This is a genomic window from Nonomuraea sp. bgisy101 (assembly GCF_057708945.1).
The window spans coordinates 16,514-42,250 of sequence record NZ_JBYITD010000013.1 but is presented as its reverse complement, the minus strand read 5'-3'; the positions used below and the strand labels follow the sequence as shown (position 1 = coordinate 42,250).

Below are 25,737 nucleotides of genomic sequence, written 5' to 3'. Positions count from 1 at the left end.
CACGAAAGGGGCCGCTCGGCCCCGATCGGCCCGAGCGGCCCCTCATCGTGATCCTTCCGGCCGGACGCACCGCGCGCCGGGCCGTACCGCTAGCCGACCTCGACGCTCTCCAGCAGCCCCAGCGCGTCAGGGACCAGGACGGCCGCCGAATGGTAGGCGGTGACCAGGTAGGAGGCGATCGCCTGGTCGGAGATCCCGGCGAAGCGTACAGAAAGGCCGGGCTCCCGCTCGTCCGGCAGCCCCGTGCGGCGCAACCCGATCACACCCTGGTCGTCCTGCCCCAGGCGCATCGCCATGATCGAGGTCAGGCCCCGGTCCGAGACCGGGATCTTGTCGCACGGCAGCAGCGGCACACCCCGCCACGCGATCACCTTCCCGCCCGGGACGTCGGTCGTCGACGGATACACCCCTCGGGCGTTGCACTGCCTCCCGAACGCGGCGATCGCCCTCGGATGGGCCAGGAAGCAGTGCGTCTTCCTCCGCCTGGCCAGCAGATCGTCCAGGTCGTCCGGCGTCGGAGGGCCGTCCCTGGTGTGGACGCGCTGCTTCAGATCGGCGTTGTGCAACAGCCCGAACTCCCTGTTGTTGAGCAGCTCGAACTCCTGTCGCTCCCGCAACGCCTCCACGGTCAGCCGCAGCTGCTGCTCGACCTGATCCATCGGGTCGCTGTACAGGTCGGCCACCCTGGTGTGCACGCGCAGGATCGTCTGGGCCACGCTCAGCTCGTAGACCCTGGGCGCCAGGTCGTAGTCGACGAACGTGCCGGGCAGGCGCGCCTCGCCCACGTGCCCTGCCGCCAGCGCCACCTCCGCCTCGCCGTACCTGTTCTGCGGCCTGACCACGCCCGAAGGCGTCAGATGGGCTCGCAGGGCAGGGGAGCGGCCGAGCAGGCCCCGCAACGCGGGGCCCGGCAACGCCAGCACCGTGCAGGCGGTGATCGCCCGCACCGTGAACGGCCAGCTGGGCGCGCCGCCCGTCAGCAGCGCATCGCCCAGATGGTCACCGTCCGCCAGCCGCCCCAGCTCGGCCGAACCGTCGTAGGCGCCGTGCGCCGACTTGGCCAGCTTGCCGTGAGCGACCAGCAACAGCTCCTCGACAGGAGCGCCCTCCTCGGCGATCACCTGCTCGGGCTCGTACTCCCGCTGCTCGAACAGCCCGGCCAGCTCCGCCAGCGCCTCGGCGTCGGAAAAGCCCCGCAGCGCGGGCAACTCGCACAGCTCGCCGGGCACCACCCGCACGTCGGCGCCCGTCGAGGTGAAGCTCACCCTGCCGTCGCCGACCTGGTAGGAAAGGCGCCGGTTGAGGCGGTAGGAGCCACCCGTCACCTCCACCCACGGCAGCACCCGCAGCAGATGCCGCGGCGAGATCTCCTGCATGAACGGCACGGACTTGGTGGTGGTCGCCAGGTTCCTGGCCGCCGCCGTGCTCAGACTCAACGCGGTCATGACGCGACCCTCCCCAGCAGCGTCCCGATCCTCGTGCCTGCCGTGCCGAGCCCCGTCGGCCCAGGCACCCAGCGGGTGCCCTTCAACGTCGACTCGTCATAGCGCCTGCACTCCCTGTGCCAGCGCAGGATGGCGGCCATCCAGTCGCCCAGCTCGCCCACGTAGTCGGCCACCGACGCCCGCAACGCGGCGTCGGCGTCGATGTCGTCGAGCAGCGCCGGCAGGTCGACCTCGGCCACCTTCTGGAACTGGCGCATCCTCGCCGCCATCAGCGAGCCGACCAGCTCCGCCGCCCTGGGCAGGTCGCAGTCGAAGAACGTCTGCATGACCAGCACCATGTTGTGCAGCTCGCCCTCGAACTCGATCTCCTTCTGGTAGGAGAACAGGTCGTTCATCATGCAGGCGTAGTCGGAGGCCGCGGCGGTCATCGCCGTCATCGGCCGCGACCCCCACACCTCGGCGGGAATCGACCGTCCGGGCGCCAGCCGCGCCAGCGCCATCGTCATGTCGGAGCCGAACGTCCTGCGCCGCATCTCGACGTAGTCGACGGGATCGGGGACCCGGTTCTGGATGTGGTTGGACAGCTCCCACAACCAGCTCTCCGTCATGGCCTCCACCGCCGCCCTGAACGCCGCCCGCCCCTCTGGCGACATCGGCTCGGCCGTACGGGCCCACAGGTCCGCCAGGCCGCGCTCGATCGGGTTGGCCGCCACCGCGGTCACCACCAGATCCAGCGGCATGAACTCCGACAGGCGCCGGTTGAACGCCTTCGCCCCCGTGAAGTCGCGGGAACGGCCGAACACCACCGGCAGGTAGTCGTCGCCGTAGGTGCCCCAGCTCAGCCAGTCGGAGGCCAGGATCAGCCCCTCAAGGCTCGCGTCGGGATCGATCCCCGCCGCGCACAGGGCCAGATCGTAACCGTCGTGACGGGCCCTGTCCCACACCATCGTGTAGAAGCCCATCGCCTCCGCGTAGTCGAGCGTCGCCTCGCGGGCCGCATCCAGATGCGGGTTCTCCCGCGCCTGGAACGGCATGTGGATGTCCGGCAGCGGCAGATGGCCCACTTTCCGGTACGGGACGTGGGCGTGGTTCCTGAGCCCGCCGGGCCCCAGGACGTGCCGGGGCGAGACGTGGAACCCGGTGCGCCCTCCGCCGTTCATGTAGCGGTTGGAGCGCATGTGCCACTCGTGCCCGCCCGACTGCCAGTCCTGAAGGCCCCGCGCGTACAGCAGCACCGCCTCCTGCTCGTGCGGCAGCAGCGCCTGCTCGGCGAACAGGACCGGCAGCTCGGTGAACGTCGTGTGCTCGAACACGTGCAGCCGCGAGGTCAGCAGATCATTGGTGATCTCCGCCGCCTTCTGCGTGTCGCAGCCGAGGAAACGCTCCACGACCAGCACGCAGTTGGACAGCTCGCCCTCCTCCTCCACCTCCCGCTGGTAGGAGAACAGGTCGTTGCGCAGGTGCACCGCGTCGGCGAACGTCTCCGTGAGCACCCTGATCGGACGGCTGCCCGCCACCCGCTCGGGCACCTCCGCGCCCACCGCGTGCTCGACCAGGCACGCCGACCACGGAGCACCGCCCACCTTGCGGCGCTCCTCGATGTACTCGATCGGATTGGACACCTGGCCGTCCTCGATGTGGAACAGCTCCCACATCGACTCCTGCATCAGCTCGTGGTTGGCCCTGGTGAAGCGCTCCCGCCACAGGTCCGACATGCCGGGCACCGTACGGGCCCACAGATCCCGCAGCCCCCTCTCCGCCGGATTCTCCGGTTCGGGCGGATCGTCGGTCATGAACAGATCGAGCCGATCCAGGTACGCCTGGGCACCCGCCACGTCCCGCGTCCGCTTGAAGATCTCGAGGAAGTGGTCGTCGAAGAAGAACACCCACACGTACCAGTCGGTGATCAGATCCAGCTCGACGGCGTCGCACTCCGGATGGGTGTACGCGCACAGCAGGCCGTAGTCCATGCCGTCGAACCGGCGTTCCTCCCAGATCTCCGGATCGTCCAGCATGCCCATCTCCCGCGCCCACTCCTTGGTGTGGACGCGGGCCGACTCGACATGCGGATTCAGCCTGGCTGGGTAGGGACAGTAGAAGTCGGGCAGCTCGAAGGGGCCCATCAGCCGACTTCGACGCTTTCCAGGATGCCCAGCGCGTCGGGCACCAGCACCGCCGCCGAGTAGTACGTCGTCACGAGGTAGGAGATGACCGCCTGGTCGTTGATGCCCATGAACCGCACCGAGAGCCCCGGCTGGTACTCATCCGGCAGGCCCGTCCTGTGCAGGCCGACCACGCCCTGGTTCGCCTCGCCCAGCCGCATCGCCATGATCGAGGTGACGCCCCTGTCGCTGACCGGGATCTTGTTGCACGGCAGCACGGGAATGCCCCGCCAGGCCGGCACGCTCTGCCCGCCGTGGTCGGTGTTCGACGGGTACAGGCCGCGGGCGTTGCACTCCCTGGCGAAGGCCGCGATCGCCCTCGGGTGGGCGAGGAACACCGCGGGGTCCTTCCACACCTTGGACAGCAGCTCGTCCATGTCGTCCGGCGTCGGCGGCCCGCTGCGGGTGTGGACGCGCTGCTTGAGGTCGGCGTTGTGCAGCAGGCCGAACTCCTTGTTGTTGACCAGTTCGTCCTCCTGCCGCTCCCGCAACGCCTCGATCGTCAGCCGCAACTGCTGCTCGGTCTGGTTCATCGGCTCGTTGTAGAGATCGGCCACCCGCGAGTGCACCCGCAGGATCGTCTGCGCGACGCTCAGCTCGTACTGCCTCGGCGCCAGCTCGTAGTCGACGAACGTGCCCGGCAGCCGCGCCTCGCCCACATGCCCCGCCGCCAGCGCGATCGCCGCCTCGCCGAAGGCGTTCTGCGCGTGGCCGTCCCAGTTCGCCGCGTTCTCCAGCCGCGCGTGCAGGGCATCGGAGTTGCCGCGCACCTCGGCCAGCGCCTGCGCCGACAGCGTCAGCACCGTGCACGCCGTCACCGCCGTCGCCGTGAACTCCCACTGGCCGTCCACGCCCACCAGGATCTGCTCGCCCAGGTAGTCGCCGTCGGCCAGCACTCCCAGCACGGTCTCGTTGTCGTAGGCGCCCTGCGCCACCTTGCGCACCTTGCCGTGCGCGATCAGCACCACCGAATCGCGCGGGGTGCCGGACTCCACGATCGTCTCGCCCGGTTGCACCTCCCGCTGGGTGAACCGGCCCGCGAGCGCCGCGAGCGCCTCCTGGTCGTCGAAACCGCGCAGTGCCGGCAGCTCGGCCAGCTCTCCGGGGATGACGCGGACCTCCGCTCCGGTCGAGGTGAACGTGACGCGCCCGTCGCCCACCGCGTACGTCAGCCGCCTGTTGACCCGGTAGACACCGCCGATCGCCTGCACCCACGGCAGCACCCGCAGCAGGTGCCGCGAGGTGATCTCCTGCATCTGGGGAACGGACTTGGTCGTCGTCGCCAGATTGCGTGCCGCCGCTGTACTGAGGCTGAGCTGGTCGTCGGTCATTCCCTCACCTTGTTCGCTCGGAGATGTGCGCCACGTAAAGTTATCCACTGATCACGCAAAGTAAAACCTCTGTAGCGGCAAAGTCTCAGGGGCCACATGGAACCCAACTGTCACAACCCGCCGTCAAAGGGGCGTGCGCAGACGACGGATCACCGCCAGGCCCGCCCAGGCGAGCGGGAGGCTCGCGGAACTCGACCTTCTCCGCTTCATCGCGGCCATGGCCGTCCTCGCCTTCCACTTCTTCGTCGCCTTCGCCTCCGTCTGGGGTCAGCGGCCCTCGGCGCTCTTCCCGTGGCTCGCCCCCGTCGCAGGACTGGGCATCCTCGGCGTCGAACTGTTCTTCGTCATCAGCGGGTTCGTCATCCTCATGACCGTGTGGGGCAGAGGGCTCGGCGCGTTCGCCTGGTCCAGGTTCGTCCGCCTGTACCCGGCCTACTGGCTGAGCCTGGCCGCCGTCGTGATCGTGTACGGCGTGCTCGCCGCCAAGCCGCTCGACCCCAAGTTGTCGGTGGCCGGCTACCTGGCCAACGCCACGATGCTGCAGCGCCTGTTCGACGTCACCGAGATCATGAATGTCCACGACGCGATGGGGGTGTACTGGTCGCTCTGGGCCGAGCTGCGCTTCTACCTGCTCATCTCCATCGTGGTGATCATCGGCGTCACCTACCGGCGCGTCCTGGTCTTCATGGGCGTCTGGCTCGCGGCCGCCTTGGCCGTCGTGGCCCCCGGCTGGTTCGGCTACGAGGTGGCCCTGCTCCGCCACGAGATCGTCACCGAGATCGTCATGCCCGCCTACGCCGGCTATTTCATCGCCGGCATGGCCCTCTATCTCATCCACCGGCACGGCTCGGCGTGGCTGCCGTGGCTGCTGTTCGCCCTCTCGTGGGTCCTGGCCGTCGACTCGGCGATCGACCGTGTGGCCAGGCGCATCAAGGCGGCCGGCTTCGCGGCCATGCCCGTCACGGAGACCGGCGTCGTCTTCACCATCACCCTCATCTTCGCCGTCATGGCCATGGTCGCCCTCGGCTACTTGCGCATGCCGTCCTCGCCCGTCCTCACCGCGCTCGGCGGCACCACCTACCCGCTGTACCTCTTCCACAGCATCGTGGCCGTCGCCCTCATCCCGCCCCTGGTCGGCGCCATGCCCGCCTGGGCCGTCGGCGTGATCGCCACGCTCGTCACCCTGCTCTTGTCGTATCTTGTCTATTCCTGTGCCGAACGGCCCATCCAGCGGCTTCTACGGCCCCGTCGCACCCCGCAAAGCACGCCAATGCCCGCCGTACGGGTGGAAAAGGCGTCGGTGCCATAACTCTGTGACCCTCAGGGACTGTGAAGGGCATAGGCTCGGGCATATAAACGGCGGATAGACAGACCGGACTCTGTAGGCCGGACTACGAGAGGTGCGCATGACGGTGCGTCGGGTGATGGGCATCGAGACCGAGTACGGGATCTCCGTACCCGGCCAGCCAGGCGCCAACGCGATGGTGACCTCCTCCCAGGTCGTGAACGCCTACCTGGCCGCCTCGGCCGCCAGGGCGCGCCGGGCGCGCTGGGACTTCGAGGAGGAGAACCCCCTGCGCGACGCCAGAGGCTTCGACCTCGCCCGCGAGGTCGCCGACCCCAGCCAGCTGACCGACGAGGACCTCGGCCTGGCCAACGTCATCCTCACCAACGGCGCCCGCCTCTACGTCGACCATGCCCACCCCGAGTACTCCACGCCCGAGGTCACCAATCCGCGCGCCGCCGTCATCTGGGACAAGGCGGGCGAGCGGGTCATGTACGACGCCGCCGTGCGCGCCTCCGCCGTCCCCACGAACGCGCCCATCCAGCTCTACAAGAACAACACCGACGCCAAGGGCGCCTCCTACGGCTGCCACGAGAACTACCTCATGCGGCGCGCCACGCCCTTCGCCGACATCGTCCGGCACCTGACGCCGTTCTTCGTCTCGCGGCAGGTCGTCGTCGGCGCGGGCAAGGTCGGCATCGGGCAGGACTCGCGCGGCGAGGGTTTCCAGATCAGCCAGCGCGCCGACTTCTTCGAGGTCGAGGTCGGGCTGGAGACGACGCTCAAGCGGCCCATCATCAACACCCGCGACGAGCCCCACGCCGACCCGGAGAAGTACCGCAGGCTCCACGTCATCATCGGCGACGCCAACATGTCGGAAATATCGACATACCTGAAGCTGGGGACGACGGCCCTCGTGCTCGCGATGATCGAGGACAACTTCCTCACCCGCGACCTCGCCGTCGAGAACCCCGTCCAGGCCCTGCGCGCGGTCTCGCACGACCCCACCTGCCGCTACGAGATCCCCATGCGCGACGGGCGCAGGCTCACCGCCATCCAGCTGCAGATGGAATACCTCGAGCAGGCCCGCAAGTACGTCGAGGAACGCGGCACCGCCACCGAGGAAATGAACAAGGACGTCCTCGACCGCTGGGAATCCGTCCTCACCCGCCTCGCCGAGGACCCCATGCAGCTGTCGCGCGAACTCGACTGGGTCGCCAAGCTCGAGCTCCTCGAGGGCTACCGCACCCGCGACGGCCTCGCCTGGTCGCACCCCAGGCTCCAGCTCGTCGACCTCCAGTACTCCGACATCAGGCCCGACCGAGGGCTCTACAACCGGCTCGTCGCCCGCGGGCGCATGCAGCGCCTGGTCAGCGAGGAGCAGGTCCAGCGCGCCGTCGAGAACCCGCCCACCGACACCCGTGCCTACTTCCGCGGCCGCTGCCTGCGCCAATACAGCGAATCGGTCGCCGCGGCCTCGTGGGACTCCGTCATCTTCGACATCCCCGGCCGCGAATCGCTCCAGCGCGTGCCCACCCTGGAGCCCCTACGCGGCACCAAGGCCCACGTCGGCGAGCTCTTCGACCGCTGTCGTACCGCGGCCGACCTCGTCGCCGCCCTCACCGGCGGCGAGTAGCCGGGGCTCCTGGAATCGGCCTGACACGATCGCCTTCCGCGGCGACGGGCGCCTTCCCCGGTGACGGTGGCCCGCCTCTTTCCGCGCCTGCGGCGACGGTCGCCTTCGCTGGTGACGGTGGCCCGCCTCATTCCGCGCCTGCGGCGACGGTCGCCTTCGCTGGTGCCGGGTGTCCTGCCGTGCCCGTGTCGGCGGTGAAGCGCTCTTGCGCGCCCGTGCGGCTACAGCAGGGAGATGCCCAGGATCAGCGTGCCCGCGGCCAGCGACAGGCCGCCGGCGAACGTGAGCCAGATCAGCCGGCTCGGCTTCGTGTCGCTCGGCCGGATCACCGACAGGAAGAACCCCAGCGGCATCAGGATCGGCGCGGCCACGATCAGCGCGCGCACGAGCGAGCGCATGCCGTCCGACAGGCCGGACTGGTCGATGTACAGCAGCGCCACCAGGCTGAACAGCACCAGCACACCCGCGTGGGCATGACCCGCGCGCCAGAGACCTCGGCGGACCGGATTGTCGTTGTATCCGGGGACGTTCCGCATGAGGAAGGTCAAGAGGGTGACGCCGCCGTAGGCCACGAACGGGACGGTGATGAGGAGCACGCCGGCGGTGCTGAGCGTCGCGGGGGACATCTCGGACCTCCTGAAGAGATGGGCCTCCAGTATTGGATAGGAGTGCTATCCAGTCAACCCCATGAAGATCGCCGGGCTGGGCGCGCGAATTGTCGCCCGGTTCGGGGAAGATATCCAGAAGAGGCAGTCCCCCAAGCGGAGGAAGATCATGGCGAACAGGGACACCGGCGGTCAGAAGCAGACCGGCCGTCGCGAGAACGAGGTCGAGGAGACCGAGGCCTCGGCGGCCAGTGATGTGCAGGAGCGCCAGGAGAAGCTGACCGACGACGTCGACGCGATTCTGGACGAGATCGACGAGGTTCTCGAAGAGAACGCAGAGGAATTCGTGCGCTCATACGTCCAGAAGGGCGGCCAGTAACAAGGCACAACCCGAAGAGGTGCGAAGCGGGCGGGAAGCGCCCGAGGGGGCCGCGGGGCGTCCGGACCGCGGGGAGATCACGGTGCTCTCCGGGTTCGGCAGGCGCACGGCTGACCGGCGTGCGCGGTACCGCGAAGCCTGTTTCCGGGTGAAGTCCACCCGGTGTGTCACACGCGGGCCATGCGTGGGATCAAGATCAAGAATCGCGGTGGAGAGCGGGAACACCCGCTGGAGCACCGCCACGGCATCACCGAGGACGACGACGAGCGGATGCTCGCCCGGCAGGGCGGGCTCTCCGCTGCCCACCGGAGGATGCCCGGCACGCGCATCGGGGTGCCGGGTGCCGACGCCGACACATCGCCCATGGGCCGGGCCGGGACGCGGCTCTGGCTGGACGACGTGATCCCACCGGGGCGCCCCCGCGGCATGACGCGCTGCCGTCGGTTACCGTCGCTCGCCGGTCTGGGTGTATTCGACGGAGACGCCGAGCAGGCGGACGGGGCGGTCCTGCCGGAAGCGGTCGAAGATCGTGAGCGCGGCCTGCTCGATCGTCGCGGCGTCGAGGGTGGGGGCGGGGAGTTTGGCCTGCCGGGTGTGGGTGGTGAAGGGGGCGTGGCGGACCTTCACGGTGACCCGGGTGACGGGGCGCCCCTCGGTCTCCTCGGCCAGCCGCCGGGCCAGCGCGGTGATGTGCTCGCGCATGGCGGCGGGGTCGGTGAGATCGCGGGTGAAGGTGGTCTCGTGGCTGTGGCCGCGGGGGACCCACGGGGTGGTGGTGACGGTGGTCTCGCCCTTGCCGAGGGCGAGGTAGCGCAGCCATGGGCCGTTGGTGGGCCCGAAACGGCCGGCGAGCTCGGCGGGGTCGGCGGCGGCGAGCTGGGTGACGGTATGGAGGCCGAGGTCGGCGAGTTTCTTGCCGGTTCTGGGTCCGACGCCCCACAGGGCGGTGGTGGGGCGCTCGCCCATGGTGGCCTGCCAGGTGTCGGTGGTGAGGCGTGAGACGCCCGCGGGCTTGTTGAACTGGGCGGCGAGCTTCGCCTGGTGCTTGTTGTCGCCGATGCCGATGGAGCAGGTGAGTCCCGTCGCCGCGGTGACGGCGTGCTGGATGTCGCGGGCGAGGGCTTCGGGGTCGTCGGTGGTGGCGCCGAGGAAGGCCTCGTCGAGTCCCCAGACTTCGACGATGACGGGGAAGGAGCGCAGGACGTCCATGACGGCGGCGCCGGCGGCCTCGTAGGCAGGCAGGTCGGTGGGGAGGTAGACGGCGTCGGGCAGGCGTTTGTGGGCGGTGCGCATGGGGGTTCCGGAGTGGACGCCGTGCTGCCGGGCCTCGTAGGAGGCGGTGGCGACGACGGTGCGGGGGGTGGTGGGGTCGCCGTTGCCGCCGACGATGACGGGGCGTCCCCGGAGTTCGGGGTTGCGGAGGATCTCGACGGCGGCCATGAAGGCGTCGAGGTCCACGTGGAGTACCCAATCCCGCATGGGTCCAGTATGGCCGCCCGGGGCGGGCGCGGCCCGGCCGAGCGCAGGGTTCCCCTGACGGTGCGGGCAGGTCAGCCGGCGATGTGGGCGGCGCCGCCGACGAGCCGTTCGAGGGTGTCCCGGTAGGTGGCGGCGGCTCGCTCCGGGCTTCTGCCGCTGACGGCGGCCGCGGTGGCTTCCTGGAGGGCGGCTGAGACCTGGGGGTAGACGGCCAGGGACGGCCGGTAGGCGGTGAGGGGGAACACCTCGTCGGCGATGTGCTTCAGTTGGGGACGGAGCGCCAGAAGGAGTCGCTCTCGGCGAGGATGCCGATCCTGCCGTCGGCGAACGCGGCGAAGGACCGGCCGCGACCGTCGGGCTCCTGCTGGAGCCGGGGGTCGCCGAGCCCTGTGGTGTAGATCTGCCGGTAGAAGGCGAGGACCTCCTTCATGGCGGTGGAGGCGCCGGTCCATTTCCCGCGCGCGTAGATCTCGGAGCCCGTACCCGCGAGGAGGGGCAGGACGCCGTTCATGGTGGTGGCCTCGCCCATGGCGGTGCCCGCGTCGATCTGGACGGGGGTGACGCCCGGGAGCTTCTTCAGCGCGGCACCCGCGTCGAGGATGTCCTGCCAGCTTCCCGGCTGCCAGTCCAGGGGGAGTCCCGCCTGCCGGAAGAGGTTCCTGTTGTAGTAGAGGACGCGGGCGTCGGCGCCGAGGGGCAGGCCGTACCTCCTGCCGTCGAACTGGCCGCGCCCCTGGACGGTCTGCGGGATGTGCGACCAGCCCTCCCACGAGTCGGCGGCGGGTCCCGCGACGTCGGTGAGGGGCCTGAGACGGCCGGACCGGGCCAGCTCGCCGATCCAGAGGCCGTCGAGGGTGATGACGTCGGCGCCCCTCCTCGACTGGAGGTCGCGGGCGATCTTCGTCCTGTACTGCTCGGCGTCGCCGCCGGGCAGGAGGACGACCTTGACGCCTGGGTGGGCCCGTTGGAAGGCGGGTGCGACCCAGGTGGTGATCCAGCCGTCCGCAGGCTCGCCGCCTGCGGCGACGGTGAGGGTGACGGGCGTCTGCCGGGCCGCTCCGTCGATGCCGCAGGAGGAGACGGCCAGGAGCGTCGCCGCCGCGATGAGGGCGGGCGGACGGGGGAGCCGCATGCCCGCCTCCCGGAGAGGTCGTTACGACGTATCGACCATCGCATGGGGCTGCCTGGCCGTAAATGGTTCGCGCTGAGCTGATCGTGGGAAGTGCATGCAACAGCACAACATGAGTAGGGTCGGGCCTAAGGACACTGAGGTTTTTGGAGGGAGTCGCGTGGCACCGAACAGGGATCTGTCCGCCGGCTTGATGAGCCAGCTCTTCGTGAACAACGGAAATTCCTCGTTCTCTGAGTTCGTCGGCAGTCATGCTCCTGACCTGCTGCCGACGCGCGCGCAGACGCTGGCCACGCCGATCGGCGACCAGGTGCCGCACGCGACCACGATCGTCGCCGCCACCTGTGCCGGTGGGGTGGTGATGGCCGGTGACCGCAGGGCGACCTCGGGGAACATGATCTCCCAGCGTGACGTGGAGAAGGTGTTCAGGGCCGACGACTACTCCTGCATGGGGATCGCGGGCACGGCCAGCACGGGTATCGAGATGGCCAGGCTCTACCGGGTGGAGCTTGAGCACTACGAGAAGATGGAGGGCCGCACGCTGTCGGTGGCCGGCAAGGCCAACAGGCTGGCGACGATGATCCGCGGCAACCTGGCGATGGCGATGCAGGGCCTGGTGGTGGTGCCGTTGTTCGCCGCCTACGACCCTGACAGGGACGCCGGGCGGATCTTCAGCTACGACGTGGCGGGCGGCCCCTACGAGCGGGACAGGTTCGACGCGATCGGCTCCGGCTCGATCTTCGCGCGGGGCTCGTTGAAGAAGCTCTACAGGGAGAACGCGCCGGCCGGGGACATCGTGACGGCGGTGATCCAGGCGCTCTACGACGCCGCGGACGACGACTCGGCGACCGGTGGCCCCGATGTGACCAGGAAGATCTGGCCCATCGTCGCGGTCATCGACGGCGACGGCTTCCGCCGCCTGAGCGACGAGGAGGTCGCCGCGGTGGTCGAGCGGATGCTCGAGGAACGCATGATCTCCCCTGACGGCCCCATCGCCCCGCTGTCCTAGAAAGGACCTCCCGACGTGTCCATGCCTTTTGGATATGCTTCGCCCGAGCAGATCATGCGCGACAAGGCCGACTACGCGCGCAAGGGCATCGCGCGTGGCCGCAGCGTGGTCGTGCTGCAGTACGCCGACGGCATCCTGTTCGTCGCGCCGAACCCGTCGCGCGCGCTGCACAAGGTGAGCGAGATCTACGACAAGATCGGGTTCGCCGCGGTCGGCCGCTACAACGAGTTCGAGGAGTTGCGGCTGGGCGGCATCCGCTATGCCGACATCAACGGCTACACCTACGACCGTTCGGACGTGACGGGCCGCGGGCTGGCCAACCTGTACGCGTCGAATCTGGGCCGGATCTTCACCGAGTCGATCAAGTCGCTCGAGGTGGAGGTCGTGGTGGCCGAGGTGGGCGACACGCCCGACGGTGACGCGATCTACCGGTTGACGTTCGACGGCTCGGTGTTCGACGAGCACGGGTTCGCCGCGATGGGCGGGCAGGCCGAGGCGGTGGCGGCGAGGCTGAAGGAGCGCTACCAGGAGGGGATGGCCCTGGGCGACGCGCTGGAGGTGGCGCTGGTGGCGCTGACCGAGCCGGGCGGGGAGCGCCCGCCGGCGGGTCAGCTGGAAGTGGCGGTGCTCGACCGCAACCGGGAGCACCGCAAGTTCCTGCGCCTGACGGGGCCCCGCCTGGAGCGGCTGCTGCGCGCCGCGCCCGCGGCCCCGCAGCAGGACGACACGCCGACGGCCCCCGAGCCCGACGCGGGCGACGGCACCGAGTAGCCCGCCGCGCCCCTCGCGAAGGGGCCCGTACGGCAAGCCGCGAGACGGCCACCGGGGTCACCCGGTGGCCGTCCGTCGTTCACACGTGCTCCAGCGGGACTTCGGCCCGGCGCCGTCACGTCACCGTGCTTGCTCCACTGGGACGTCGGTGCCCGGCGCCATCACGTCGCCGTGCTTGCTCCAGCGGGACTTCGGCCCGACGTCGTCACGTCGACCGTGCGACCGGCGCGGCCCGATCGGGCGCGTTCCACGCCAAACCCACAAGGGCACAAATGTGAGCGGGATCACACGATCTTCGTAGAACCGTGGCTCCAGGTTTGGGATCAAAACCCGTGTGAAGACGAGAAACCTCGCGGCCGGTGTGGCCGCGGTCGCCTGTTCGCTGGTCATGGTGGGCGGAGCCGCGCACGCGGCGACCGGGGCCGCCCCCAAGTTCAAGGCGCCGGAGATCTTCGGCAAGACGTTCCAGGCCGACCCGGGCCACGACTTCACCAAGGGCATCCACTCCAGGCGTGACGGCATCCTTCGCGGCTGGATCACCGATGTCCAGAGTGACGGCACCGCCGAGTACGAGCCGATCAAGTGGCGGCCCGGCAAGGAGACCGAGGGGTACTTCGTCGGTCCGCCGGAGGGCGACGTGATGGCCTACGCCTCGCCGATCGCCAAGAAGGCGGTCTATCTGAGCGCCTTCGGGTGCAGCACCCGCACCGCGTTCATGACGGTCGATCGCAGGACGGGGCTGGGCAACAAGAGCTGCTCGCGCTCGGTGCTGGTGAAGCGGGCGGCGAAGACCAGGGTGCCTTCGCTCATCACGGTCTACAAGGGGCAGATCGTGAAGGTGCAGGAGATCTACACGCCGTGAGCGTGGCGGGACCGTCCGCGGGGGCGGCGGTCCCGCACGCCCGCCTTCGCGGTGGTGCCCGGCGTCCGCCGGGCGGCCGGTTGTCCCCGTGTTCCATGCGCTGCTCTCACGGAGGCGAGCAGCGCCAGCCCGTCGCGGGCGCGGCGCGTCCTGTGGTGGGGCGCCCGGCGGTCGGCGCGGGACCGCCGGGCGCCGTCCCGCCCGGGGCGCGCGCCACCGGGAGGACATGAAGTTGAAAGAAAATCGAAACACGCCAAGATCTCTCCCGCTGGCGATTTCGGGGAACTAGTGTGAGGTGATGGATCGTCGCATCTTCGGGCTGGAGAACGAGTACGGCGTGACCTGCACGTTCAGGGGGCAGCGCAGGCTGTCGCCGGACGAGGTCGCCCGCTACCTGTTCCGCCGGGTCGTGTCCTGGGGCCGATCGAGCAATGTCTTCCTCCGCAACGGCGCGCGTCTGTACCTCGACGTGGGCAGCCACCCCGAGTACGCAACACCAGAGTGTGACAACGTCATCGAGCTCGTGACCCACGACAAGGCGGGCGAACGGATCCTCGAGGGCCTGCTCGTCGACGCGGAGAAGCGTCTACGCGAAGAGGGCATCGCCGGTGACATCTACCTGTTCAAGAACAACACCGATTCGGCAGGCAACTCCTACGGCTGCCACGAGAACTATCTGGTCGGCAGGCACGGCGAGTTCGGCCGCCTTGCCGACGTGCTGATCCCCTTCCTGGTCACCCGGCAGATCATCTGCGGCGCAGGCAAGGTGCTGCAGACGCCGCGCGGTGCCGTCTACTGCGTCTCGCAGCGGGCCGAGCACATCTGGGAGGGCGTCTCCAGCGCCACGACCAGGTCCAGGCCGATCATCAACACGCGCGACGAGCCTCATGCCGACGCCGAGCGTTTCCGCCGGTTGCACGTCATCGTCGGCGACTCCAACATGAGCGAGTCGACGATGCTGCTGAAGGTGGGCGCGACCGACCTGGTGCTGCGGATGATCGAGGCGGGCACGGTCATGCGCGACCTGTCGCTGGAGAACCCGATCAGGGCCATCCGCGAGGTCTCCCACGACATGACGGGACGCCGCAGGGTCCGCCTGGCCAACGGCAGGGAGGCCTCCAGCCTGGAGATCCAGCAGGAGTACCTCACCAAGGCCAAGGACTTCGTCGACAGGCGCGGCGGCGACCCCGTCGCCCGCAGGGTGCTGGAGCTGTGGGAGCGCACGCTGCACGCGGTCGAGACCGGCAACCTCGATCTCGTCTCCCGCGAGATCGACTGGGTGACCAAGTACCAGCTCATCGAGCGCTACCGCAAGAAGTACGACCTGCCGCTGTCGAGCCCGCGCGTGGCCCAGCTCGACCTGGCCTACCACGACGTGCACCGTCGGCGCGGCCTGTACTACCTGCTGCAGAAGCGCGGCGCGGTCGAGCGCGTGGCCTCCGATCTGAAGATCTTCGAGGCCAAGTCGGTGCCGCCGCAGACCACCAGGGCGCGACTGCGAGGGGAGTTCATCCGCAAGGCGCAGGAGAAGCGGCGCGACTTCACCGTCGACTGGGTGCACCTCAAGCTGAACGATCAGGCGCAGCGCACCGTGCTGTGCAAGGACCCGTTCCGCAGCGTCGACGAGAGGGTGGACAAGTTGATCGCCGGAATGTAGAGGGCTTTTGCGGTTTACTTATCGGGCTCGTACACGCTCTTCGGATAGTGTGGCGCGGACCTGTCCGACTCTCTTGGGGAACTCCATGCGCCGCCGCCTGGCCGTACTAGCAGCAGCACCTTTGATCTTCGCCGCAGCCTGCGGCACGCAGACGGGCGGCGGCGAAGCCGCCTCGAGCCCGAAGGTCACCGGAAACGTGGGCGCCAAGCCCTCGGTGACCTTCCCCCAGGGCAACCCGGCCAGCAAGTCGTCGATGGAGGTGCTCAGCCCGGGTTCGGGCGCGAGCGTGGCCAAGGGCGACACCGTGTTCGTGAACCTGTCCGTCTGGAGCTGGGACGGCAAGCAGAACACGCTCGAGGGCTCGACCTACGACACCAAGAAGACCGAGCCGATCACCGTCAACGACCAGATGCCGAAGGTCATGATCGACGGCTTCGGCAAGACCAAGCTCGGCGGCCGTTTCATGACGGTCGTGGCCAACGACAGCTACACCTCGCAGGAGCTGGCCCAGGCCAAGCAGAACGGCATGGACACCTCCAAGCCGCGGGTGTTCGTCTTCGACCTGATCTCCACGCTGCCGAAGGCGGCCACCGGCAAGGCGACCGACCCGGGCGTCAAGGGCGTGACGGTGACCAGCCCCGGCGGTGACGCGGCCCCGACGCTGACCACGAAGTCCTCCGCCAAGCCGCCGGCCAAGCTGATCAACGAGACGGTCATCGAGGGCACCGGGCCCGAGGTGAAGAAGAACCAGTCGGTCGTCGTCCACTACACGGGCAAGCTGTGGGGGACCGACAAGCAGTTCGACTCCAGCTGGGGCAAGGACCCGTTCACCCTGCAAGGTGTCGGCACCGGCCAGGTCATCAAGGGCTGGGACCAGGCGCTGGAGGGCGCGAAGGTCGGCAGCCGCCTGCTGCTGGTGATCCCGCCGAACCTCGGCTACGGCGACACCCCCTCGGGCGCGATCCCCGCCAAGAGCACGCTGGTGTTCGTGGTCGACGTTCTGGGCGCTTACTGACGGAAAATCTGATAGACCAGTGGCCTGCCCCCAGGCCGCTGGTTGATCAGGAGGACGTCCGTGCGCCTGCTCCTGCTGCTGGTTCCGCTGGCGCTGTTGACCGCGTGCACGGGCGCGCCGGCCGCTGACGATCTCGACCTGAAGGTGGGCGGGCGGTTCGGCCACAAGCCGAGCATCGTCTTCCCCGCGGGCAAGCCGTCGGCGGATCTGCAGATCGACGAGCTCACCGCAGGCAAGGGCGCCAGGCTGGCCAAGGACGACGTGGCGATCGTGCAGTACACCGCGCACGTGTGGGACGGCAGGGAGAACCGGCTGGTCGACTCCAGCTTCAACCGCGGCACCCCTGCCGCCTTCCCCGTAGGGCAACTGCTGCCCGGCCTGGACAAGGCGTTGCAGGGCCGTGCGGTCGGCAGCAGGGTGATCGCCTCGATCCCGCCCGCCGAGGGCTTCGGCGCGAACCCGCCGCAGGGCATCAGCCCTGACGACGACCTGTTCTATGTGATCGACATCCTCGGCTCGCACGCCAGGAACGCGCACGCCTCCGGCTCCGGCAGCCTGGCCGGCGTCAGGGTGAGCGGCCCGGAGCGGCCGAGGCTGTCGATCCCGTCGGGTCCCGCGCCTGATGCGTTCGCGGCCAAGGTGCTCAAGCGTGGCGACGGGCCGCGGACCGAGGCGGGGCAGCTGCTGGTCACCCAGCACGAGGGCGCGGTGTGGGGCAGCCGCAAGATCTTCGACTCCACGTGGAAGTCAGGCCAGCCCAAGGCGTTCACGATCGGTGAGGGCAGCGTCATCAAGGCCTGGGACAGGGCGCTGGTGGGCGTGCCGACCGGCAGCAGGGTCCTGATGATCGTCCCGCCGTCCGCGGGGTACGGCGCGACGGGCCACCCGCAGTTCGGCATCACCGGCGCGGACACGCTGGTGTTCGTTGTGGACGTCCTGGCCGCCTACTAGGCCGGGGTTGTGCGCCCCGCCGCGGCGGGATTCGATGTGACGATGATCCGCGTACTCGTGTCGCTGGCGATCGCCACAGCTCTGCCTCTGGGCCTCGCTCCCGCCGCACCCGCGGCGGCGGCCCCGCGCGACTTCTGCTCAGGGGTGCCCGCTTCGCGCTGCCTCTACGGCGGCGATGTCGGACAGGCGTGGGCGATGGCCTACGCCACCTCCGCGTCGTCGGCCGAGAAGCTGGCCGCCAGGCTCCTGTCGAACGCGAAGGCGGTGCGCAAGGCGGCGGGCGCGCCGCAGGACATGGACATCTGGGTGGTCAAGGGCAAGGACTGCTACCGCACGTACCTGGGCCGCAAGCCCAGCCGCGGGTGCACCTACCAGCACGTGGCCCGGCACTTCGGCTCGTAGACTCGCCGCTGTGAGCGACCTCGAGGCCCTGTCCCAGTTGAGCGATCCCGTCCGCCGCAGCCTGTACGCCTACGTCGCGGGCGATGGCGGCGACGTGGGGCGCGGCGAGGCCGCCGAGGCGGCGGGGGTGTCGAGGACGCTGGCCGCCCACCATCTCGACAGGCTGGTGGAGGCCGGCCTGCTGGAGGCGGGCTTCAGGCCGCAGGAGCGCAAGGGGCCCGGCAGCGGCCGGCCCGCCAAGGTCTACCGGCGGGCGGCGGCCGAGCTGTCGGTGAGCCTGCCGCCGCGTGACTACGGCGCGCTCGCCTCGGTGCTGGCCGACGTCGTCGAGCTGCTCGGCGGCGAGGAGCAGGCCGAGCGGGCGGCGCGGGCGGCGGGCCTGCGCATCGCGGCGGACGGCGGCGACCCGGTCGAGACGCTGCGGGCGCGCGGCTACGAGCCGTACGTCGAGGAGGGCGTCGTCAGGCAGCGCAACTGCCCCTTTCACGCCCTGGCCCAGGACTACCCGCTGCTGGTCTGCTCGATGAACCTGGCCCTGTGCCAGGGCCTGCTGGAGGGGCTGGGTGAGGATCCCGGCAGGGCGGCGCTCGATCCGCGACCGGGTGAATGCTGCGTCACCCTTTCTAAAACTAATGAAGATTGACATAGTGGTGCCCATGCATCTCGCCCAGTTGAACGTCGCACACCTGCGCGCCCCCCTCGACACGCCCGAACTCGCCGACTTCGTCGCCAACCTCGAACCCGTCAACGTGCTCTCCGACGCGGCGCCCGGCTTCGTGTGGCGGTTGAAGGAGAGCGAGCAGGACCCGACCCTGACCGTCCAGCACGACTACGGCGACCACCTGGTCATCAACTTCTCGGTGTGGGAGTCGCGCGAGACCCTGTGGAACTTCGTCTACAAGAGCCGCCACCTGGCGGTGCTGAAGCGCCGCAGGGAGTGGTTCCTGCAGATGGCCGAGCCGTACACGGTGATGTGGTGGGTCCCCGCGGGCACCATCCCGACCCTCGCGGAGGGGATGGACAGGCTCGAGCGCCTCAGGGCCGAGGGGCCGGGCCCCGAGGCGTTCACGTTCAAGGACTTCTACGAGGCCACCACGATGCCCAGGCACATCTCGTCCTGGGTGCCCTCGCCCCAGACGACGTAGCGCGGCGGCAGGTCGCGCAGCAGCGGCAACCGGGCGCGCAGCGAGGCGTCATGGGTGCACGTGGTGCGGATCGTGTCGCCTGGCTTGACGGCGACCGGCTTGGCCAGCGGCTGGAGCGCCTGGTTGTCGAAGTTGTACTGCGGGACGTCGAGGAGGGTCTGGGCGCCGGGCTTGCCCGGGTTCAGCTCCACCTTGATGGCACGGCCGAGCAGGTGCATGTGCCCGGCCAGCGCGTGCAGGGTGGCGGGCTTCTCGATCGGCATGTCGCAGTGCTGGGTCGGGCCGGGGACGGGCTTGCCGCCCGAGCACCACGTGACCAGCTGGGTGGTGAGCTCCTTGGCGTCGCTGCTGAAGCGGCGGCCCACGTCGGCGATGGCCGCCTCGCGCTCGCACAGCGCGCCCTTCTCCTCGGCCGTGCAGGGCAGCTCGATCGGCGCCATGAACAGCTCGGTGCGCAGTGGTGTCAGCTTGCCCGTGGTCAGGCGCAGCCTGACGCTGGACTGGTCGCTGCCCGCGGGCCGGTCGCCGATGGCCAGCGTGCTGTAGTGGACCTGCATGACCAGCGCGCTGCCCGCCGCCATCGGGTAGCCGAGCTTCGGATCGAGCAGGATCTCGCTGGTGCCCGGCGCCCAGTGGCCGATCCAGTCGGCATCGCCCACGCCCGCGTCGCCGAAGCAGCCCCAGCCCTCGCCCGGCTCCTTGGCGTCGTAGGCGCGCACCTCCGCCACCTTGTCGGCGTCGACCCTGAACAGGATGGCGTGGTGGACCACGTCACCGTTCTGCGCGCTGAACTGGGTGCCGGTCAGGAAGGTGTCGGGCGCCGTCAGCTTCGGGTCGATGAGGAAGCAGCGGTACTCGTCGGTGCCGCCGTTGGGTGGCTTGGGCGTGTACGGCCCGGGCATCGTCAGCGTGACGAACCGCTCACCCGCACGCGCGGGTGCGCTGACGGGCGCGGCCGTGGCGGTGCCGTGCAGGCTCCCGTGCTGCCCGGCGTGCGGCCTGTTCGCGACCCCGCTCGCACCGCAGGCCGTCGCGACGAGCGCCAAGATCGTGAGGAGCACGATGCGTGTTCGCTTCATCGCTTCACGATCCCCGACGGGCGGCCCGCCGTCCTCCCTCCACGGGAGGATCTGCCCCCTACCCCAGAAGGGTGACCGCGTGCCGTCCCGCCGCCGCCGAGGCCAGGAAGTAGGCCAGGTCCTCCTCCAGGCCGCGCCCCATCGTCGACAGCTTGACCGGCGACTCCAGCAGGGCCTCGTACAACCCGTCGACCGGCACCGAGACCAGCTCGTGCCGTACGGCAAGCAGCTCGGCCTGGTCGCGCACCCGCTCGCCGAACTCGCCCGGCAGCTCGGGCACCACCACCTGCGCCTCGGACAGCGCCACCCTGCCGTAGGCGGTCAGCGAGTGGTGGGAGACGCCGATGTGCCGCTCGCGCCTGTCCCCCTCGCTGACGCGCAGCGCCGCCACGGGCCGCCCGCCCAGCACGGCGGCGGCGTTGACGGCCTCGCCCGCCGACACCCCCGAGAACCCCCAGCGGGTCCCGGTGCCGAGGTTGCCCGGGCCCTGGGCGACGATCGCCACGTCGGCGTGCAGGACGTGCCTGGCCGCCAGCAGCCCGGTGTGGGTGGTCACGGCCTCGACGTCACCGCCGAAGGCCTGCCCGACGGTGACCACGCCCGCCAGCCAGCCCACCTCGCGCAGCTTCGCGCAGGCCATCGAGAACCAGGCGGGCAGCGCGCCGCCGTCCAGCATCACGTAGGCCACCCGCGGCCGCGGTGACATCCCGCACAGGATGGGCGGCAGCGCCGAGTGCAGATCGGCGACCACGACCGGCATCCCGTCGAGGGAGTCGGCCTCGCGCAGCAACTCGTGGAAGGGGGAGTCCTGCTCGTCGGCGCCGAGCACGGTGGCCTGCAGCGGGGTGTAGCGGGCCTTCACCAGGTGGCCGGGACCTTCAGGATCTTCCGGCAATCTGTTCGGGACGGCCACCACCATGGCGTAACCTCCCGTACCGAGACCCATCGCGAGTGCGGTCGTGTTGAGCAGCACCTCGTCACCTGGTTCGGGACGCCCCACCAGCAGGGGATAGGCCAGCGCCCTGCATGTCCCCTCGGGCACGGTGACCTCGAGCTCCATTGCTCCCGGCCACTCGCGCCGGATCCGGACAACCTCGCCCTTGCGCCATCTGATCACGGAGGCAGGGTAGCGTCGAACGAGTGAGGAGAAGGGCAGATGTCGCGCCGTAAGACAGAGCGGTTGCTCAATCTTGTGATCTGCCTGCTCGCGACGCGCCGCCCGCTGTCGGCAGAGCAGATCCGCCACGCCGTGCCCGGCTACGACCGCGACGGCGACGAGGCCTTCCAGCGGATGTTCGAGCGCGACAAGAACGAGCTGCGCGAGATCGGCATCCCCATCGAGGTGCACCGCGACCCGTGGGAGGACGAGCCCGGCTACCGGATCCAGCGCGAGGCCTACGAGTTGCCGGAGATCACGCTGGAGCCCGACGAGGCGGCCGTGCTGGGCCTGGCGGCCCAGGTGTGGCAGCGGGCCAGCCTGGCCGAGGCGGCCAGCGGCGCGCTGCTGAAGCTGCGCGCCGGCGGCGTCGCCACCGACGCGGGGCCCGGCGAGGCGCTGGAGCTGCGCGTCGACACCCGCGACCCGTCCTTCCCCCCGCTGTGGGAGGCGGTGCGCGACAGGCGGGTCGTCCGCTTCGACTACCGGCCCGCGGCGGGTGAGTCGGTCCGCACCCGCACGGTCGAGCCGTGGGGGGTCATCAGCCGGCGCGGCAGGTGGTACGTCGCGGGCTTCGACCGCGACAGGCAGGCGCCGCGGGTGTTCAGGCTCAGCCGCATCTCCGGCCAGGTGGCCGCGGTGGGCAGGCCTGGCGCGGTCGAGGTGCCCGAGGGGGTCGACCTGCGCTCGATGGTCGGCTTCCCCGAGGAGGCGATGGAGGAGCGCACCGCCGTTCTCCGGGTCCGCCAGGGCGCGTGCGAGGGACTGCGGCAGGTCGCCCGCTCGGTGCGGGAGGGAGAGGACGGATGGGACACGGTGGAGCTGGTCTTCGCCGACCCCGAGCGGCTGGCCGGATGGATCGCCAGCCTGGGAGCCGATGTGATGGTGGTGGGTCCGCCCGACGCCAGGGAGGCCGTGATCGCACGGCTGAAGGGGGCACTGGTATGAGTTCCACCGCGGACAGGCTGCCGAGACTGCTGGCGCTGGTGCCGTACCTGATGTCCCATCCCGGGGCGCAGGTGGGCGAGGTGGCGGCGGTCTTCAGGCTGAGCGAGAAGCAGCTCATCGACGACCTGCAGCTGGTGTGGATGTGCGGACTGCCCGGCCACACCCCCGGCGACCTCATCGACGTCTCCTGGGACGGCGGCGAGATCATCATCGACAACGCCGAGACCATCGCCCGCCCGCTGCGCCTGGGCATCGACGAGGCGAGCGCGCTGCTGGTGGCGCTGCGGATGCTGTCGGCCACCCCCGAGCTGGCCGAGTTCGCGCACGGCGACGCGCTGCCGCGCGTGATGGCCAAGCTGGAGCAGGCGGCGGGCGAGGGCGCCGCGGCCGTCAGCAGCCAGTTCGCGGTGGACGTGGAGTCGGCGCCTGACGCCGCCGCCAGGGTGCGCGAGGCGCTCGTCGGAGGGCGCAGGCTGTCGCTGCGCTACTACGTGCCGGGACGCGACGAGGTGACCCCTCGCGAGGTCGACCCGACCAGGCTCGTGGTCGCCGACGGCCGCACCTACCTGGAGGGCTGGTGCTACAGGGCCGAGGCGATGCGGCTGTTCAGGCTCGACCGCATGCTGACCGTCGAGGTGCTCGACGTCCCCGCCGACCCGCCCGCCGGCGCCGAGCCGATCGACGTCACCCAGGGCGTCTTCAGGCCGTCGCCCACCGACGAGCTCATCGTGCTCGAGGTGACGGCCGCGGGCAGGTGGGTGGCCGAGTACTACCCGTACGAGCAGGCCGAGGAGCTCGGGGAGGGGCGGCTGCGGGTCACGCTGCGCGCCCGTGACGAGGACTGGACGCTCAAGCTCGCGCTGCGCCTGGGCGACACCGGCAGGATCGTCTCGCCCCCGGCGTTGGCCGCCAGGGTGCAGCAGGAGGCCGAGCGGGCACTGTCGCTGTACGCTCAGGCGTCATGACCTGGATCTACGTGGCGGTCGGGATGGGCGCGGCCGGCATCGCCGTGCTGGGGTTCGTGGCCGTCCGTGTCCTGGTCGCCGCGAGGGAGCTGAGCGCCGAGGTGCGGCGCGCAAGTGCCCAGCTCACGGCCAGAGGGAAAACAATAGGGGCTCGAAATGGGGCGAACGGGAGTGCAGGGGATGAGACTGTGCTTCCGGCAGCGTACGATCGAGCGTGAGATTGCACCTCGCTCAATAAGGATGTTTCATGCCGAACCTCGGAGTGCCTGAGCTCCTGATCATCGCCTGCGTGCTGGTCCTGCTGTTCGGGGCCAAGAAGCTGCCGGAGATGGCACGGGGCGTGGGCAAGTCGCTGCGCATCTTCAAGGCCGAGACCACCAAGCTGCGCGAGGACGACGACGACGCCGGCGTCGCGCAGGCGACCGTGCAGGCTCAGCCTCAGCCGCAGGCCCAGCCCGTCCAGCCGTTGCCCGCCGCCGCCCCCGCGCTGTCGCCCGAGGAGCAGGCCCGTCAGCTCGAGGAGCAGGCCGCCAAGCTTCGCGCGCAGGCCGCCGCCAACAAGAACGCCTGACAACACCCTCATCTCACCAGGGACTGCTGAATGGTGCTGTTCAAACGGCCGGCCAAGGCCTCCGTCGACGATGAGGGGCGCATGCCCCTCATGGAGCACCTGCGCGAGCTGCGCAACAGGCTCGTCATCGCGCTTCTCGCGTTGATCGTCGGCGTGGTCATCGGGTTCTTCCTCTTTGATCCCGTGTGGGTCTTCCTGAAGGAACCGTTCTGCGAGAACACCGCGGCCCAGCAGCTGCGTCCCGGGCAGTGCACTTTGGTCACCGGCGGCATCTTCCAGTCCTTCTTCACCACGCTGAAGGTCTCGGCGATGGTGGGCATCCTGGTGTCCTCGCCCGTCTGGCTCTACCAGATCTGGGCCTTCGTCACCCCCGCCCTCTACCGCAACGAGAAGCGCTACAGCGTGGCGTTCCTGGCGATCGCCGTCCCGCTGTTCCTCGGCGGCGGCGCGCTGGCCTACTTCATCATGGACACGAGCCTGGCGATCCTGCTGGGCTTCGCGCCGGCCGACACGGTCGCGGCCATCCAGATCGACGAGTACCTCGACTACGTGCTGATCATGCTGGTGATCTTCGGGGTGTCGTTCGAGCTGCCGCTGCTGCTGGTCTTCCTCAACATCATCGGCGTGCTGTCGCACGCGACGGTCAAGAAGCACCGCCGCACCGTGGTGTTCCTCATGTTCGTCTTCGGCGCCGTCATCACCCCCGGTGGCGACCCGCTGACGATGATGGCGCTGGCCGCGCCGATGGTGATCCTCTACTTCCTGGCCGAGGCCTTCATCTTCCTGAGGGAGCGGCGCAGGCCGCAGGACCCGGACGAGTTGCTGTCCGACGACGAGGCCGCCCCGCTCAACCTGGACGACTGACGGGTGGACCTCGCTCTCTTAGTCAACCCCTCCGCCGGGGGCGGCAGGACGCTGCGCCTGCTCGAACCCGTGGTTCGCAGGCTGCGCACGGGCGGCGCGGACGTGAGCGTGATCGTGGGCGACGGCCCGGCCGACGCTCTGGAACGAGCCTGTACGGCCGTCGCCGAACGCCCTGACGCGCTGGTCGCCTTCGGCGGCGACGGTCTGGTCCACCTGGCGGTTCAGGCGGTCGCCGGCACCGAGGTGCCGCTGGGCGTCATCCCCGCGGGCACCGGCAACGACTTCGCCGCCGCGATGGGCCTGACCGGCCGCGACCCGGTCAGGGCGATCCTGCGGGGCAGGACACGCGTGGTCGACGCCGCCAGGATCGGACCCGACGAGTGGTTCGCCAGCGTGATGTGCTGCGGCTTCGACTCCAGGGTCAACGAGCGGGCCAACGCGCTCACCTGGCCGCCCGGCATGGCGAAGTACCTGGTCGCGGCCGCGGGCGAGTTGCGCTCCTTCCGCCCCATCGCCTTCAGGCTCACGGTCGACGGCGAGGTCGCCGAGCACGAGGCGATGCTGGTGGCCGTCGGCAACACCTCCTCCTACGGCGCGGGCATGCGCGTCTGCCCCACCGCCGAGCCCGACGACGGCCTGCTCGACGTCACCATCCTCGGGGCGGTCGGCAAGGCGTCGTTCGTCCGCTCCTTCGCCGGCGTCTACCGGGGCCGCCACGCCTCCCATCCCGCCGTCACCATGCTGAAGGCGCGCAGCGTCACGCTGGAGGCGCCCGACGTGGTCGCCTACGCCGACGGCGAGCGCATCGGCCCGTTGCCGCTCACCTGCACGGTCTCGCCCGGAGCGCTGCGCGTCCTGATTTGAGTAGTGGCCTACTCAGGCGCGGCCGGA

General features: G+C 69.9%; 26 protein-coding genes. 17 read left to right on the top strand and 9 right to left on the bottom strand.

The window, feature by feature from the left end:
* Positions 1-89: 89 nt before the first annotated feature.
* The 3 genes from AC3EO4_RS24540 to AC3EO4_RS24530 are packed head-to-tail and all read right to left on the bottom strand — an operon-like array spanning position 90 to position 4,938.
* A complete protein-coding gene (locus AC3EO4_RS24540) occupies positions 90-1,445 on the bottom strand; it encodes a family 2B encapsulin nanocompartment shell protein (protein ID WP_379568800.1) in 1,356 nt (451 codons plus the stop codon).
* On the bottom strand, positions 1,442-3,568 hold the full coding sequence (locus tag AC3EO4_RS24535) for a terpene synthase family protein (RefSeq protein WP_431898033.1): 2,127 nt from the start codon (positions 3,566-3,568) through the stop codon (positions 1,442-1,444). Before AC3EO4_RS24535 ends, AC3EO4_RS24540 begins: the two co-directional genes overlap by 4 nt.
* Positions 3,568-4,938 (bottom strand): family 2B encapsulin nanocompartment shell protein, encoded by a 1,371-nt coding sequence (locus AC3EO4_RS24530; protein ID WP_431898032.1) that lies wholly within the window; start codon positions 4,936-4,938, stop codon positions 3,568-3,570. The genes AC3EO4_RS24535 and AC3EO4_RS24530 overlap by 1 nt, the downstream gene beginning before the upstream one ends.
* A gap of 133 nt (positions 4,939-5,071) precedes the next feature.
* On the opposite strand from AC3EO4_RS24530, the gene AC3EO4_RS24525 reads away from it, so the two are divergent.
* Entirely contained in the window at positions 5,072-6,247 is a 1,176-nt protein-coding gene (locus tag AC3EO4_RS24525) for an acyltransferase family protein (RefSeq protein WP_379568794.1), read from the top strand.
* A gap of 97 nt (positions 6,248-6,344) precedes the next feature.
* Positions 6,345-7,859 carry a depupylase/deamidase Dop gene (dop, locus tag AC3EO4_RS24520; protein WP_379568792.1) on the top strand — a complete coding sequence of 505 codons (1,515 nt, stop codon included), beginning with the start codon at positions 6,345-6,347 and terminating at the stop codon, positions 7,857-7,859.
* 221 nt (positions 7,860-8,080) lie between these two features.
* On the opposite strand, the gene AC3EO4_RS24515 is transcribed toward dop, so the two are convergent.
* The gene (locus AC3EO4_RS24515) at positions 8,081-8,485 is read right to left on the bottom strand and encodes a hypothetical protein (RefSeq protein WP_379568790.1); all 405 of its coding nucleotides are present in this window, start codon (positions 8,483-8,485) and stop codon (positions 8,081-8,083) included.
* Between the two features lie 148 nt (positions 8,486-8,633).
* Here AC3EO4_RS24515 and AC3EO4_RS24510 point away from each other — a divergent pair, with 148 nt between their 5' ends.
* A complete protein-coding gene (locus tag AC3EO4_RS24510) occupies positions 8,634-8,843 on the top strand; it encodes a ubiquitin-like protein Pup (protein WP_379569187.1) in 210 nt (69 codons plus the stop codon).
* Between the two features lie 444 nt (positions 8,844-9,287).
* Here AC3EO4_RS24510 and AC3EO4_RS24505 read toward each other — a convergent pair whose 3' ends face one another.
* From AC3EO4_RS24505 to AC3EO4_RS24495, 3 genes are all read right to left on the bottom strand, one after another.
* Entirely contained in the window at positions 9,288-10,322 is a 1,035-nt protein-coding gene (locus tag AC3EO4_RS24505) for a DNA polymerase IV (protein ID WP_431898030.1), read from the bottom strand.
* Between the two features lie 71 nt (positions 10,323-10,393).
* Positions 10,394-10,567, bottom strand: coding sequence for a hypothetical protein (locus AC3EO4_RS24500; RefSeq protein WP_431898028.1), 174 nt, complete (start codon positions 10,565-10,567; stop codon positions 10,394-10,396).
* Positions 10,568-10,584: 17 nt separating this feature from the next.
* Positions 10,585-11,454 (bottom strand): ABC transporter substrate-binding protein, encoded by an 870-nt coding sequence (locus tag AC3EO4_RS24495; protein WP_431898026.1) that lies wholly within the window; start codon positions 11,452-11,454, stop codon positions 10,585-10,587.
* 190 nt (positions 11,455-11,644) lie between these two features.
* Here AC3EO4_RS24495 and prcB point away from each other — a divergent pair, with 190 nt between their 5' ends.
* From prcB to AC3EO4_RS24450, 9 genes are all read left to right on the top strand, one after another.
* On the top strand, positions 11,645-12,460 hold the full coding sequence (prcB, locus tag AC3EO4_RS24490) for a proteasome subunit beta (protein ID WP_379569185.1): 816 nt from the start codon (positions 11,645-11,647) through the stop codon (positions 12,458-12,460).
* Positions 12,461-12,481: 21 nt separating this feature from the next.
* Positions 12,482-13,231 (top strand): proteasome subunit alpha, encoded by a 750-nt coding sequence (gene prcA, locus AC3EO4_RS24485; RefSeq protein ID WP_379569183.1) that lies wholly within the window; start codon positions 12,482-12,484, stop codon positions 13,229-13,231.
* Positions 13,232-13,565: 334 nt separating this feature from the next.
* Positions 13,566-14,093: a hypothetical protein gene (locus AC3EO4_RS24480; protein WP_379568785.1), complete on the top strand. Its 528-nt coding sequence runs from the start codon at positions 13,566-13,568 to the stop codon at positions 14,091-14,093.
* Positions 14,094-14,391: 298 nt separating this feature from the next.
* A complete protein-coding gene (gene pafA / locus AC3EO4_RS24475) occupies positions 14,392-15,750 on the top strand; it encodes a Pup--protein ligase (RefSeq protein WP_379568783.1) in 1,359 nt (452 codons plus the stop codon).
* Between the two features lie 121 nt (positions 15,751-15,871).
* The gene (locus AC3EO4_RS24470) at positions 15,872-16,765 is read left to right on the top strand and encodes an FKBP-type peptidyl-prolyl cis-trans isomerase (RefSeq protein WP_379568781.1); all 894 of its coding nucleotides are present in this window, start codon (positions 15,872-15,874) and stop codon (positions 16,763-16,765) included.
* Between the two features lie 60 nt (positions 16,766-16,825).
* Positions 16,826-17,716 carry an FKBP-type peptidyl-prolyl cis-trans isomerase gene (locus tag AC3EO4_RS24465; protein WP_379568779.1) on the top strand — a complete coding sequence of 297 codons (891 nt, stop codon included), beginning with the start codon at positions 16,826-16,828 and terminating at the stop codon, positions 17,714-17,716.
* 42 nt (positions 17,717-17,758) lie between these two features.
* Positions 17,759-18,118 carry a hypothetical protein gene (locus AC3EO4_RS24460; protein WP_379568777.1) on the top strand — a complete coding sequence of 120 codons (360 nt, stop codon included), beginning with the start codon at positions 17,759-17,761 and terminating at the stop codon, positions 18,116-18,118.
* Between the two features lie 10 nt (positions 18,119-18,128).
* Entirely contained in the window at positions 18,129-18,761 is a 633-nt protein-coding gene (locus AC3EO4_RS24455) for a helix-turn-helix transcriptional regulator (RefSeq protein WP_431898024.1), read from the top strand.
* The gene (locus AC3EO4_RS24450) at positions 18,751-19,263 is read left to right on the top strand and encodes a DUF3291 domain-containing protein (protein ID WP_431898023.1); all 513 of its coding nucleotides are present in this window, start codon (positions 18,751-18,753) and stop codon (positions 19,261-19,263) included. The genes AC3EO4_RS24455 and AC3EO4_RS24450 overlap by 11 nt, the downstream gene beginning before the upstream one ends.
* On the opposite strand, the gene AC3EO4_RS24445 is transcribed toward AC3EO4_RS24450, so the two are convergent.
* Complete coding sequence (locus AC3EO4_RS24445) at positions 19,200-20,342, bottom strand: monooxygenase (RefSeq protein ID WP_431898022.1); 1,143 nt, start codon at positions 20,340-20,342, stop codon at positions 19,200-19,202. The two genes, AC3EO4_RS24450 and AC3EO4_RS24445, sit on opposite strands and share 64 nt — an antisense overlap.
* Before the next feature lie 58 nt (positions 20,343-20,400).
* Complete coding sequence (locus AC3EO4_RS24440; protein ID WP_379568769.1) at positions 20,401-21,459, bottom strand: DUF3866 family protein; 1,059 nt, start codon at positions 21,457-21,459, stop codon at positions 20,401-20,403.
* Positions 21,460-21,498: 39 nt separating this feature from the next.
* Between AC3EO4_RS24440 and AC3EO4_RS24435 the strand changes: the two genes are divergently transcribed.
* From AC3EO4_RS24435 to AC3EO4_RS24415, 5 genes are all read left to right on the top strand, one after another.
* Positions 21,499-22,446, top strand: coding sequence for a helix-turn-helix transcriptional regulator (locus AC3EO4_RS24435; RefSeq protein ID WP_379568767.1), 948 nt, complete (start codon positions 21,499-21,501; stop codon positions 22,444-22,446).
* On the top strand, positions 22,443-23,411 hold the full coding sequence (locus AC3EO4_RS24430; RefSeq protein ID WP_431898020.1) for a helix-turn-helix transcriptional regulator: 969 nt from the start codon (positions 22,443-22,445) through the stop codon (positions 23,409-23,411). Before AC3EO4_RS24435 ends, AC3EO4_RS24430 begins: the two co-directional genes overlap by 4 nt.
* 247 nt (positions 23,412-23,658) lie before the next feature.
* Entirely contained in the window at positions 23,659-23,982 is a 324-nt protein-coding gene (gene tatA / locus AC3EO4_RS24425) for a Sec-independent protein translocase subunit TatA (protein ID WP_379568763.1), read from the top strand.
* 30 nt (positions 23,983-24,012) lie between these two features.
* Positions 24,013-24,846 (top strand): twin-arginine translocase subunit TatC, encoded by an 834-nt coding sequence (gene tatC, locus AC3EO4_RS24420; RefSeq protein ID WP_379568761.1) that lies wholly within the window; start codon positions 24,013-24,015, stop codon positions 24,844-24,846.
* A 3-nt stretch (positions 24,847-24,849) separates the two neighbouring features.
* Entirely contained in the window at positions 24,850-25,710 is an 861-nt protein-coding gene (locus tag AC3EO4_RS24415) for a diacylglycerol/lipid kinase family protein (protein WP_379568759.1), read from the top strand.
* The last annotated feature ends 27 nt before the right edge of the window (positions 25,711-25,737 follow it).